The sequence below is a fragment of the Streptomyces sp. NPDC031274 genome, from assembly GCF_055570235.1.
Genome location: NZ_JBVIHP010000005.1, coordinates 22,516 through 35,399 on the forward strand (window position 1 = coordinate 22,516; position 12,884 = coordinate 35,399).

9 protein-coding genes are annotated in these 12,884 nt (G+C 71.8%); 1 reads left to right on the plus strand and 8 read right to left on the minus strand.

Annotated features, from left to right (window positions below):
* Nucleotides 1-15: 15 nt before the first annotated feature.
* Entirely contained in the window at nucleotides 16-1,050 is a 1,035-nt protein-coding gene (locus ACZ5CR_RS10130; protein WP_468855573.1) for an ABC transporter ATP-binding protein, read from the plus strand.
* Between the two features lie 82 nt (nucleotides 1,051-1,132).
* Here ACZ5CR_RS10130 and ACZ5CR_RS10135 read toward each other — a convergent pair whose 3' ends face one another.
* From ACZ5CR_RS10135 to nusA, 8 genes are all read right to left on the minus strand, one after another.
* Nucleotides 1,133-2,080 (minus strand): bifunctional riboflavin kinase/FAD synthetase, encoded by a 948-nt coding sequence (locus ACZ5CR_RS10135; protein ID WP_468855575.1) that lies wholly within the window; start codon nucleotides 2,078-2,080, stop codon nucleotides 1,133-1,135.
* A gap of 115 nt (nucleotides 2,081-2,195) precedes the next feature.
* Nucleotides 2,196-5,942 carry a serine protease gene (locus ACZ5CR_RS10140; protein ID WP_468855577.1) on the minus strand — a complete coding sequence of 1,249 codons (3,747 nt, stop codon included), beginning with the start codon at nucleotides 5,940-5,942 and terminating at the stop codon, nucleotides 2,196-2,198.
* Nucleotides 5,943-6,227: 285 nt separating this feature from the next.
* On the minus strand, nucleotides 6,228-7,136 hold the full coding sequence (gene truB, locus ACZ5CR_RS10145) for a tRNA pseudouridine(55) synthase TruB (RefSeq protein ID WP_468855579.1): 909 nt from the start codon (nucleotides 7,134-7,136) through the stop codon (nucleotides 6,228-6,230).
* On the minus strand, nucleotides 7,133-7,594 hold the full coding sequence (gene rbfA / locus ACZ5CR_RS10150) for a 30S ribosome-binding factor RbfA (RefSeq protein ID WP_468855581.1): 462 nt from the start codon (nucleotides 7,592-7,594) through the stop codon (nucleotides 7,133-7,135). The genes truB and rbfA overlap by 4 nt, the downstream gene beginning before the upstream one ends.
* Nucleotides 7,595-7,626: 32 nt before the next feature.
* Nucleotides 7,627-7,920 carry a DUF503 domain-containing protein gene (locus ACZ5CR_RS10155; RefSeq protein ID WP_453538697.1) on the minus strand — a complete coding sequence of 98 codons (294 nt, stop codon included), beginning with the start codon at nucleotides 7,918-7,920 and terminating at the stop codon, nucleotides 7,627-7,629.
* Between the two features lie 139 nt (nucleotides 7,921-8,059).
* Nucleotides 8,060-11,263: a translation initiation factor IF-2 gene (gene infB, locus ACZ5CR_RS10160; protein WP_468855584.1), complete on the minus strand. Its 3,204-nt coding sequence runs from the start codon at nucleotides 11,261-11,263 to the stop codon at nucleotides 8,060-8,062.
* A gap of 145 nt (nucleotides 11,264-11,408) precedes the next feature.
* Nucleotides 11,409-11,699 (minus strand): YlxR family protein, encoded by a 291-nt coding sequence (locus ACZ5CR_RS10165; protein WP_468855587.1) that lies wholly within the window; start codon nucleotides 11,697-11,699, stop codon nucleotides 11,409-11,411.
* Nucleotides 11,700-11,883: 184 nt separating this feature from the next.
* Complete coding sequence (gene nusA, locus ACZ5CR_RS10170; RefSeq protein ID WP_389908781.1) at nucleotides 11,884-12,882, minus strand: transcription termination factor NusA; 999 nt, start codon at nucleotides 12,880-12,882, stop codon at nucleotides 11,884-11,886.
* Nucleotides 12,883-12,884: the final 2 nt, after the last annotated feature.

Genomic DNA, 12,884 nt, shown 5'->3' on the forward strand with positions numbered 1-12,884 from the left:
GAGGAGCAGCGACGCATGACCACCGATGATTCCCTGCTGTCGGCTGATCCCCCGCTTTCCGCCGGTCCCCTGCTCTCGGCGGGCGACCTGCACATCACGTTCCCCGGCCGCCGTGGCGCGCCGCCCGCGCGGGCCGTGGACGGCGTCGACCTCGACATCAAGCCGGGCGAGATCGTGGCCCTGGTCGGGGAGTCGGGCTGCGGCAAGACGACCCTGGCCCGCTCCCTGCTCGGCCTGGTGTCGCCCACGTCCGGCAAGGTGACGTTCGGCGGCAAGCCGCTCGACTACTCGGGCCGCGCCCTGAAGGCGTACCGCAAACGCGTCCAGCTGGTCCTTCAGGACCCCAGCGGGTCGCTGAATCCGCGGCACACGGTGTACGAGGCTGTCGCGGAGGGCCTGCGCATCCACGGGTACGGGGGCGACGAGCGGGCGGCGGTCGCGGACGCCCTGTCACGGGCGGGTCTGCGTCCGCCCGATCGGTTCTTCCTGCGCTATCCGCACGAGCTGTCGGGCGGTCAGCGCCAGCGCGTCGTCATCGCCGGCGCGCTCGTCCTGGAGCCCGAACTGATCGTCGCGGACGAGCCGGTGGCCTCGCTCGACGCGTCCGTACGCGGCGAGATCCTCGCGCTGCTGCTCAGGCTCCGCGAGGAACTGGGCCTGTCCGCGCTCGTGGTGACGCACGATCTGGGGCTCGCCTGGAACATCGCCGACCGTGTCGCGGTGATGTACCTGGGCCGGATCGTCGAGACGGGGACGGTGGAGGAGGTTCTGACGTCACCTCAGCATCCGTACACGCAGGCGCTGTTGTCGGTCCTGCCGGAGGCTCCCGGCTCCCCGGTGATCCTCACGGGCGAGCCGCCGGACCCGTCCCGCATCCCCGGCGGCTGCCGGTTCCACGCGCGCTGCCAGGTTCTCGCCTCGGGTGAGGCGGAGAGCGCCGGGGTGGCGGACCGCTGCCGGAGTGAGGACCTGCCGGTGTTGTCCGGCGGGGACGAGACGCAGGTCGCCTGTCACTGGGCGCAGGCGCGTCTCAGCCCGTCCGGCGTTTGAGGACGAGCCCGCAGAGCGAAAGGGAGTACAGGGGTACGGGGTACGGGAGTACGGGGGCCAAGCCAGCCCCCGCACCTCGCCGCTACTCGGCGGCTTCGATCAGCTCCCGCGACCGCTTCACGTCGTCCGCGATGGCGACAAGGAGCGAGTCGATCGAATCGAACTTCGCCTGGCCGCGTACGAAGGCCAGGAAGTCGACGGCGACGTGCAGGCCGTACAGGTCGAGCCCGACGCGGTCGATCGCGTACGCCTCGACCGTGCGTTCCGTCCCGTCGAACTGCGGATTCGTCCCGACGGAGATCGCCGCGGGCATCGCCTCGCCCTGGGCGTGCAGCCATCCGGCGTAGACGCCGTCGGCGGGGATGGCGGTGTGCGGCAGTGTCTCCACGTTGGCGGTGGGGAAGCCCAGTTCACGCCCGCGCTGCGCACCTCGTACGACGACGCCCTCGACGCGGTGCGGGCGGCCGAGGATCTCCGCCGCGCCCTGGACATCGCCCTCGGCGACCAGGCGCCGGGTGAGCGTGGAGGAGAAGGGCTCGCCGCCCCCGGCCTCGCCGCTCACGAACAGGTCGATGACGTCGACTTCGTAGTCGTACGTCGCTCCGAGCTCGGTCAGGAAGGCGACGTTGCCCGCGGCCTTGTGGCCGAAGCGGAAGTTGGGGCCCTCGACGACCAGGCGCGCGTGCAACTTGTCGACCAGGACCTTCACGACGAAGTCGGCGGGCGACAGCTTCGAGAACTCCGTGGTGAACGGCAGGATGAGCAGCGCGTCCACGCCGAGATCGGCCATGAGCTCGGCGCGCCGGTGGTGCGGGGCGAGCAGCGGCGGGTGGCTGCCGGGGCGCACGACCTCGGAGGGGTGCGGGTCGAAGGTGACGACGACGGCGGGCACACCGAGCTCACGGGCGCGTGCCACCGCACGACCGATGATCAGCTGGTGCCCGCGGTGTACGCCGTCGTAGGAACCGATGGTGACGACGCTGCGCCCCCAGTCCTGGGGGATGTCCTCCAAGCCACGCCAGCGCTGCACTGTCTTTGCTCCTCGCCGAACCTGTATACGTCTGGGTACGTCCCATTGCCGATTGCGCAGGTCTAAGACTGCCATGCCCACGCGATCGGGATCGCATCGGAGGGGGTGGCGGGGGTCACGCGGGCACGCGTACTCCGGCGAGGTTCTCGATCATGCGGCGGGCGCTGGGACCGACGAGGGCGGACCACTCCTGCGGGGCCGCGCAGATCCACCTGGCGACCAGGGCGGAGAAGCCCTGCACGGAGCGGGCAAGCTCGACCAGGCGCCGGTCGAAGCAGGTCGCGCCCTCCGGGGTGCGGACGAGCAGCACGCCGGTTCGGTGCACGAGATCGCGGACCCGCTCCTTGTCGTCGCCCACCACCACGGCGCAGAGCACGGCGTCCAGGACTTCGGGCTCCCGCTCCTGGGCCAGCAGCACGTCGAGGAGCTCCGTACGCAGGGCGCGCGAGGCATCGGTGCCCTGCGCGGCGACGGGTGCGGCGAGCGCGGCGCGCACCGGGGCGGGACGGTGCAGCAAAAAACTCGTGACCAGGGGGAAGAGGACGGCGCGGACCCCGGACCCCTGCTCGAACCGCAGGTCGAGGTAGGCGGCCACGTGCCCCGCCAGGTCGGGGCGCAGCTCGAGCACGTCGTGTACGAGATCGGCCACGCGCCGGGCGAGCGCGGGTGCCGTCACCTCGGCCAGGTCGCGCAGTACGTCCCCCGGCGCGGGGCCGGGTCCGTGCAGCCGGGTCCGGAAAGCGGCGAACACCTGCTCCGGGTGGGTGTCCAGGGCGGCGACGAGCGCGCTCGCGGGCAGCTGGGGGTCGCCGGCGGTGAAGCGCTTCAGGGCGGACGTCAGGTGACGTGCGCGGGTCTGCGGGTCGCGTACGAGGAAGGCCAGGGCGGCGCCGTGCAGAGTGTCGTCGGCTGTGCGGGCCAGCAGGGAGAGGGCCGCGTTCCGCAGAAGTACGCGGTCGGCGTCCGTGCCCGCGTGCGGGGCGGCGCGCAGGCCGTAGGCGACGGCGGCGACATGGCGTGCGGGCCGCTCGTCGTGGATCCAGCGGTCGACGGCTCGGCAGATGGCGGAGGGCTCCTCCTCCGCGAGGGCGGCGAGCAGTTCGTCGGCGCGGGGGTGTGCGCAGTCGACCAGGATCTCGATGAGGTCGTCGATCGCGCGGTGGCGGTGGGTGTGGAGGAGGGCCTGGGCGGCCGACGCGACGGTGGCGTGCGGGGTGGCTCGGAGGGGGCGCTCGTCGGTGAACCACCGGGTGAGGTGCGGTTGCACCGCGGCGGGGGCGGTGGCCAGGAGCTCGGCGACGGCGTCCAGGGTGCGGCCCTGCGGGTTGTCGGGCGGGGCGTCGTGGATCACGACCTCCCGCAGCAGGTCGAACCGGTCGCTCTCGGGCAGAGGCAGGCCGAGCCAGAACGTGGCGGGGTGCCTGCTGCCCTGCTGGGCGAGCGCTTCGAGTACGGCGCGATAGGGCCGCGCGTCGGGCACGCGCAAGAGGGTCTCCCTCAACAGATGGGTGGCCCACCACTGGGCGTCCCCCTGCGCGTCGGCACTCGGCGGAACGGGTACACCGCCCACGCCCCTCACCGAACCAGCACCCGACGCCGCCGAAACCCCGCCCGCATCCCCCGCCCAACCAGCACCCGAAGCCACCGGCACATCGCCGACCCCCTCAGGCGAACCAGCACCCGCCTGCAGGCATCGCGCCCGCCCTTCCCCAAGCTCTCGGCCCCGCTCGCGCAGGGGCGGCCCTGCTCGCCTTGCGGAACGACTCGCCACGGCCGGGGCATCCTGCCTGTCGCGCGTCTCGGCCCCGACGCCCGCAACGATGGCGCCCCCGCTGATGGGCACCGGATCACCCGGCGATGAGCACAGCCCCCCGAACTTCGCCAAGTTCCGCAGCCGAGCCCCGAGTTCAGCAGCCCCCCGTTGGCGGCCCAGGAACAGCAAGGCCTGGATCACCGGGCCGATCCGATGCCGGGGTACCGGCAGCGAATCCCCCGTCTCCGGCGCCGCGGGCCCGTGCCGGTACACCAGCGACCACAGCGCCCCGTCCACGTCCAGATGCGTTCCCTGGATCCAGTCCGCGAGCTCCTCGTGCGCGAAGCGGTATCCGTCCCCGGCAGGGACGAGCAGCCCCTCCGTGAGGACCGCGGAGGCCCACCCCGTGCCCCACGGGAACACCGCTTCGAACGACTCCCGGTCGAGCTCCCCCTGCCCTGGCCCCAGGGAGCGCCGCGCGGCCTCGTGCACCTGTCCGGACACCTTCGCCGCGAGGCGCCGCACAGCCGATCCGCGCAGCCCGTTCGCCGCGGCGAGCCGCACCGCCACACGCAGGCACAGCACGTCCACGTACGCCTCGAAGATCTCCTCCCGGTCCGGGCGCCCCGGCGGCGGCTCCTCCGGCAGGGCCGCCCGCACCTCGGCGAGCAGCCGCAGGGCGAGGGGGTGGCGCGCATCGGCTTCGGCGAGGGCGCCGTCCGGGATGTCGTACCTCTCCCGGGCGACCCGTGCCTGCCGCTCGGGCAGCTCACCCAGCCGCACGCACCCCGCCGAAAGCGATGCGGGAAAGTGCGCCCCGGCCACCTCCCAGTACTCCGCCCGACAGGCCACCACGAGCCGCGTTCCCGTCTCCCGCAGCCACTGAGACGTCCCCCCGCTCCACTCCGCGAGGCGGTGGGCGAGGGCCGGCGGCATCTCCTCGGGCCCGTCGAGCAGCAGGAGCAACGCCCGCCCCTCGTCCCGCACGAGCCGCGCGACCCGCCCCGCGGAGATGTCCCCGAGCCCATCGTCCGCGTCTGCGAGCGACTCCCTCGATACCGATGCCGAAACCGATGCAGAAACCGACGCCGACGCCGATGCCGATGCCGATGCCGATGCCGATGCCGATGCCGATGCCTCCAGGATTCGTCCCGCCCGCTCCAGCGCCCGCTCCACCGCATCGCCCACGCACGTGTCCGTGCCCTGAAGGTCGGCGCCGCGCAGCCACAGCGTGGGAGCCGGTTCGGCGCCTCGCGAGCGGCCCGCGGCGAGGGCGGTGAGTTCCGTCGTCCGGCCGGTGCCGGGGGCGCCCACCAGGCCGAGCACATGCGCGGGCCCCGCCGTGAACTGGGCCAACTGCCGCGTGATGTCCGGGCGTTCGACCGGTTCGAGGAGTGCGGGGCGCGGCCCGTCGGAGCCCACCGACGTCGCCGCGAGGTGCAGCGCCCCCGCCAGGTTCAGATCGCACCCGTACGCGGGAACGGTCGCCGCGTTGTGCGCGAGGAGCTCGGCGAGCGGCCCGCCCGGATCGGCGGCGGCCGCCTCCCTCAGCCGCAGGGCGAACCCCGCCGCACTGTGCTCGCCGTGCAGCGCGGTCCCCAGGACGGCGAGCACGGCCCCGGACGAGACGTCGACGACCGGGCTGCCCGCCGCCCCGCCGCCGAGCCGCAGCGCGTCCGCGCCGTCCGTGCCGATCGCCAGCTCCATGGCGGCGTCGATCAGATGGAAGCGGTCCGTCGCCGTGTACGTCACCGACGCCGGACCCAGGACCCGTGCCTGACGCCGGCCGCGCGCGACGAGGTGGACGTACGTCCCGACGGGGACGGCGTCGCGGACCGTGACGGGCAGCGGCCGCAGGCCGAGCCCCTCCGTACGGACGAGGGCCAGATCGGCCTCGGGGAGAGCCACCACGGAATCGGCGGTGACCACACAGACACGCTCCCCCGCCGCGTGCAGCACGACTCGCGCGAGGCCGTCGACCGCTTCATGGCTGGTGATCACCGTGCCGAGGTCGTCGGCGGCGAACCCCATCCCCCGTGGGCGCCCGGCCAGATCGCAGATCCGCACCAGGGCCCCGTCGAGCGCCGTCGGGCCACCCTGTCCCGCCATGCCCGAACCTCCCGCGACGCGCCCCGTACTCCTGACGGTAGGTCGGCGGTGATCAGCGGGACAGAACGCGTAGCGAACGCGCCCCCTTCCGCTCCCTCATTTCACTCCGAGCGCCTGCCCGAAGGGGTGAATCGGCGGGGCGTAGTGGATACATCTTGAGGTGGGGGGTCGGGGTCAGCCGTGGAGCGGCGTGCGGTCACGCACACAACCGCCGCCGCTCCACAGCTGAATCCCCGCATACGCACAAGGCACGGCCGCACAAGGCGCAGCCACACAAGGCACGGCTCAGGCGAAGACGGCCAGGCTCTTGGCCTTGCCCTTCAGCTCCTCGGCCAGGACCAGGAACCGTCCCCGCGGATCGAAGACCGCGACGGGACCGGCCCCCGCGTACTCCCCCGGCATCTCGATCCGTACGCCGTTGAGCAGCAGCCCCGCCCGCTTCTCGTCCACGTCCCAGCGCGGGAACGCGGCGGCTGCGGCGTCCGCCACCGGCATCACCGTCAGCTCCTCCTGGAGCTGGTCGATCGTCCTCGCCGTGTCCAGCTTGTAGGGCCCGACCCGCGTGCGCCGCAGCGCCGTCAGATGGCCGCCGACCCCGAGATCCGCACCGAGGTCACGGGCGAGAGCGCGGATGTACGTCCCCGACGAGCAGACCACCGACACGACCAGGTCGAGTACGGGGGTGCCGTCCTCGGCGACGGCGTCCCTGACGTCGTACACCGTGAAGGCGGAGATCTTCACCGGCCGGGCGGGGATCTCGAAGTCCTCGCCCTGGCGCGCCCGTGCGTACGACCGCTTGCCGTCGATCTTGATGGCGCTGACCTTCGAGGGCACCTGCATGATGTCGCCGGAGAGCTTGGCGATGCCCGCGTCGATGGCGTCCCGCTTGACCCCGGAGGCGTCCGCCGACGAGATGAGCTCTCCCTCGGCGTCGTCCGTGACCGTGTTCTGGCCGAGCCGGATCGTGCCGAGGTACTCCTTCTCCGTCAGCGCGAGATGGCCGAGGAGCTTGGTCGCCCGCTCGACCCCGAGGACGAGAACGCCCGTCGCCATGGGGTCGAGGGTGCCCGCGTGGCCCACGCGGCGGGTCTTGGCGATCCCGCGCATCTTGGCGACCACGTCATGCGAAGTGAAGCCGGACGGCTTGTCGACGATGACAAGGCCGTCCGGCGTCTTGTTGCTGGTGTTGCTCATGCGCGGGCGTCGCCGTCCGTTTCCTCGTCGGAGTCGTCCTCAGGCTTGCGGTACGGGTCGGCCCCGCCGGCGAACTCGGCGCCCGCGGACACCTCGCGCACCTTCTCGTCCGAGAGCCTGGCCCTGTCGAGGAGGTCCTCGATGGCCTTGGCGTTGTCCGGCAGCGCGTCCGCCACGAAGGCGAGGCTCGGGGTGAACTTCACACCCGCGGCCGCGCCGACCGCCGAACGGAGGACGCCCTTGGCGCTCTCCAGACCGGCGGCGGCGGCCGCGCGGTCCTCGTCGTCCCCGTAGACCGTGTAGAAGACGGTCGCCTCCCGCAGATCACCCGTGACCCGGGTGTCCGTGATGGTCACATGCGTACCGAGCCGCGGGTCCTTGATCCCACGCTGCAGCTTCTGGGCAACCACCTCTCGGATGAGGTCTGCCAGCCTCTTCGCCCGCGCGTTGTCGGCCACTGCTCCGTCTCCTTCTTCGCCTTGCTGTGCAATCAGTCTTCGTCGCCGTGGAGCCTGCGTCGAACGGAGAGCAGCTCCACCTCGGGACGGGCGGCGACCATGCGCTCGCACCGGTCCAGTACGTCGGTGAGGTGCCCCGTCTCCCCGGAGACCAGCGCCAGGCCGATCTCGGCCCTGCGATGGAGGTCCTGGTTCCCGGTCTCCGCCGCGCTCACCCCGTACTTGCGGATGAGTTCGGCGACGATCGGGCGGACGACGGAGCGTTTCTCCTTCAGCGAGTGAACGTCGCCGAGGAGCAGATCGAAGGACAGAGTCCCCACATACATGTGTGTCCGGATGTCCCGCCGGTTCGGGGTCGTGCCCCGCCAACCACTTGGCAGGGACAACAGAACCGTACACGGAACGGCCGGGGCCGATCGAAGGGATTTACATCCCCTCGACCGGCCCCGACAAGAGCTGCGGTGATCAGCCTCGCGGCTTCTCGCGCATCTCGTACGTCGCGATGACGTCGTCGATCTTGATGTCGTTGAAGTTGCCGAGGTTGATACCGCCCTCGAACCCTTCGCGGATCTCGGTGACGTCGTCCTTGAAGCGGCGCAGACCGGAGATGTTGAGGCTCTCCGCGATGACCTTGCCGTCGCGGATGAGGCGCGCCTTGGTGTTGCGCTTGACCTCGCCGGAGCGGACAAGAACACCGGCGATGTTGCCCAGCTTGGACGAGCGGAAGATCTCGCGGATCTCCGCCGTGCCGAGCTCGACCTCTTCGTACTCCGGCTTGAGCATGCCCTTGAGGGCCGCTTCGATCTCTTCGATCGCCTGGTAGATGACCGAGTAGTACCGGACGTCCACACCTTCGCGGTCGGCCATCTGCGCGGCACGACCGGCCGCACGGACGTTGAAGCCGATCACGATCGCGTCGGAGCCGGTCGCCAGGTCGATGTCCGACTCGGTGACCGCACCCACACCGCGGTGCAGGACGCGGATGTCGACCTCTTCGCCGACGTCGAGCTGGAGCAGCGAGGACTCGAGAGCCTCCACCGAACCGGACGCGTCGCCCTTGATGATGATGTTGAGGTCCTGCACCAGACCGGCCTTGAGGGCCTCGTCCAGGTTCTCCAGGGAGAACCGCACACCCTTGCGGGCGAAGCGGACGTTGCGCTCACGGGCGGCACGCTTCTCAGCGATCTGACGGGCCGTACGGTCCTCGTCGACGACCAGGAAGTTGTCGCCGGCACCCGGGACGTTGGTGAGACCGAGGACGAGGACCGGAGTCGCCGGACCCGCCTCTTCCACGTTCTCGCCCTTGTCGTCGAGCATCGCGCGGACTCGGCCGTACGCGTCGCCGACCACCATCGTGTCACCGACGCGGAGGGTACCGCGCTGGACCAGGACGGTCGCGACGGCGCCGCGGCCCTTGTCCAGGTGGGACTCGATCGCAATACCCTGCGCGTCCTGCTCAGGGTTGGCGCGCAGGTCGAGCGAGGCGTCCGCGGTCAGGACCACGGCCTCCAGGAGGGCCTCGATGTTCTCGCCCTGCTTGGCGGAGATGTCGACGAACATCGTCTCGCCGCCGTACTCCTCTGCCACCAGACCGAACTCGGTGAGCTGACCGCGCACCTTGGTCGGGTCGGCACCCTCGACGTCGATCTTGTTGACCGCGACCACGATCGGCACGTCGGCCGCCTTGGCGTGGTTCAGCGCCTCGATCGTCTGCGGCATCACACCGTCGTTCGCCGCGACCACGAGGATCGCGATGTCGGTGGACTTCGCACCACGGGCACGCATGGCGGTGAACGCCTCGTGACCGGGGGTGTCGATGAAGGTGATCCTGCGGTCTTCGCCGTTGACCTCGGCGCCGACCTGGTAGGCACCGATGTGCTGCGTGATGCCGCCGGCCTCGCCCGCGATGACGTTCGTCTTGCGGATGGCGTCGAGCAGTCGGGTCTTACCGTGGTCGACGTGACCCATGACGGTGACGACGGGCGGACGCGCCATGAGCGCTTCCTCGCCACCCTCGTCCTCGCCGAACTCGATGTCGAAGGACTCGAGCAGCTCGCGGTCCTCCTCCTCGGGGCTGACGATCTCGAGGACGAAGTTCATCTCGTCCGCGAGGAGCTTCAGCGTCTCGTCCGGCACGGACTGCGTGGCCGTGACCATCTCGCCGAGGTTCATCATCACGCCGACGAGCGACGCCGGGTTGGCGTTGATCTTCTCGGCGAAGTCGGTCAGCGAGGCACCACGGGACAGGCGGACCGCCTGGCCGTTGCCGCGCGGCAGCATGACGCCGCCGACCGACGGAGCCTGCATCGACTCGTACTCCTGGCGCCTCTGCCGCTTCGACTTGCGACCACGACGCGCGGGACCGCCGGGGCGACCGAAGGCGCCCTGCGTGCCACCACGGGCGTTGGGACCACCCGGACGACCGGCGAAGCCGGGACGGCCACCGCCACCGGGACGACCGGCGAAACCGCCGCCACCGCCACCGGGACCACCGGGACGACCGGCGAAACCGCCGCCACCGCCACCGGGACCGGCCGGACGGCCTGCGAAGCCGCCGCCACCGGGACGACCGCCGCCGCCACCCGGACGACCGCCGCCGCCACCAGGACCACGGCCACCGCCGGGGCCACCACCGGGACGCGGACCCGCAGCGGGACGCTGCGGCATCATGCCGGGGTTCGGACGATTACCACCGGCGCCAGGCGCACCGCCACCGGGGCGCGGAGCGCCCCCCTGCGGACGAGGCATGCCGCCGGGGCTGGGGCGAGCGCCGCCCTGACCCTGCGGACGAGGAGCACCCTGGCCGCCGCCCTGGCCCTGCGGGCGCGGGGCGCCGCCGGGACCGCCGGGGCCACCCTGGCCGCCGGGACGCGGGGCGCCGCCCGGACGGGGCGCCTGCGGGCGCGCCATGCCGGTGGAGCCACCAGAGGTGAAGGGGTTGTTGCCGGGGCGCGGTCCTGCCGGACGGCCACCGGGACGCGGAGCGCCACCCTGGCCGCCGGGACGCGGAGCGCCACCCTGACGGTCGTTGCGGTCGCCACGCCCCTGACCGCCCTGGCCCTGGCCCTGACCACCCTGGCCGGGGGCCGGACGGCCCGCGGGCTTGGGGGCACCCGGGCGAGCGCCCGGACGGGGGCCTGCCGGCGCCGAGGAGGCGGCCGGGGCAGCCGGAGCGGCCGGCGGAGCGGTGAACTCCGGGGCGGCCGGAGCCGGGCTCGCCGGTGCGGCGGGCGCGGCCGGGGCTGCCGGAGCCTCCGGGGCGGCCGGAGCTGCGGGCGCCGGCTTGGGCGTCGGCGGCTTCGGGCCCGGACGCGGACCGGGAGCGGCCGGAGAGGCCGCGGGCTTGTCGGCCGCGGCGGCGGGCTTGGCCGCCGGCGGCTTGGGCGCGGCCGGACCCGGACGGGCGGCCTGCGCGGGAGAGGGGGACGCCGAGCCCGAGGGGGCCGGCGGCTTGGGGGCGGCCTGCTTGCGCGGCGCCCCGGGCTTGGCGGCGGCCTTGCCGTTGCCACCACCCGTGTTCAATGCGTCAGTCAATTTCCGTACAACGGGCGCCTCGATCGTCGAGGACGCCGAACGTACGAATTCACCGAGTTCTTGGAGCTTGGCCATGACGACCTTGCTCTCTACGCCGAACTCCTTGGCGAGCTCGTATACCCGGACCTTAGCCACTTCGCTCCTTTTAGGTCCGGGTTACGCCGGACCGTCGCTACTTCATGGGCGTACTCATCGCGTGCTCATCGAGTGCTCATCGCAATCTCGACCTACTTCCAACTCGCGGAATACCAGGGCCGCGCGGGGTTCCGCGCGACCTTCCTTACGGTGTTGCCTGCTGGGCAACTGTCTCGACGGCTCGGCGCAAGTCCGCCGTGTCGAGTGGGCCCGGGGCCCGGAAGGCCCTCGGGAACGCTCTACGTCGGACCGCCAGGTCGAGACAGACCGGAACGGGGTGGATATACGCACCCCGGCCGGGCAGCGTACCGCTTGGATCGGGGGCGCAGACGCCCTCTCTCGCCACGATGCGCAGCAGATCGCTCTTGGCCGCTCGCTCCCGACACCCCACACAGGTGCGTTCAGGGCATGCGCGGGCTTGCGTCCGGCCAGACACGATTAAGTCTACCTCCCCGCACCGACCTCACCCCTTTGGGGCAAAAATCGAACGGTTGTTGTCTTGATCAGAGCTCGATCAGGTCTGGTCCAGGGCTCGGTCAGCACCCGGTCCAGCATCCGATCCAGCGCCTGATCAGCACGGATCGGCACGCATCGGCGAAGTGGGCGCCGATCGGCACCGATCAGGACTCCGGGGAGTCCTGCGGCTGCTCGGTGTCCGGACGGATGTCGATGCGCCAGCCCGTGAGCCGCGCGGCGAGGCGGGCGTTCTGGCCCTCCTTGCCGATCGCGAGGGACAGCTGGTAGTCGGGGACCGTGACCCGCGCGGAACGGGCCGCCATGTCGACGATCTCCACCTTGCTGACCCGCGCCGGGGAGAGCGCGTGGGCGACCATCTCGCCCGGGTCGTCCGACCAGTCGACGATGTCGATCTTCTCGCCGTTGAGCTCGGCCATGACGTTGCGCACGCGCTGGCCCATCGGGCCGATGCAGGCGCCCTTGGCGTTGAGGCCGGAGCGGGTCGAGCGCACGGCGATCTTGGTCCGGTGACCGGCCTCGCGGGCGATGGCCGAGATCTCGACCGACCCGTCGGCGATCTCCGGCACCTCGAGCGCGAAGAGCTTCTTGACGAGGTTCGGGTGCGTACGCGACAGCGTGACCGAGGGGCCACGGACACCCTTGGCGACCCGCACGACGTACGAACGAAGGCGCAGGCCGTGGCCGTACTCCTCGCCGGGCACCTGCTCCTGCACCGGCAGGATGGCCTCGAGCTTGCCGATGTCGACGAGCACGTTCTTCGGGTCGCGGCCCTGCTGGACGACGCCCGTGACGATGTCGCCCTCACGGCCCGCGTACTCGCCGAGCGTCGCGTCGTCCTGGGCGTCGCGCAGGCGCTGCAGGATGACCTGCTTGGCGGTCGTCGCGGCGATGCGGCCGAAGTCCGACGGGGTGTCGTCGAACTCCTTGGCCTCCTGGCCCTCTTCGAGGTCCGCCGGGTCCTCCGTCGCCCACACCGTGACGTGGCCGCTGTCGCGGTCCAGCTTCACGCGTGCGCGACGGAAGCTGCCGTCGGTACGGTGGTAGGCGATGAGGAGAGCGGACTCGATCGCCTCGACCAGCAGGTCGAAGGAGATCTCCTTCTCCCGGACCAGACCCCGCAGGGCACTCATGTCGATGTCCACGG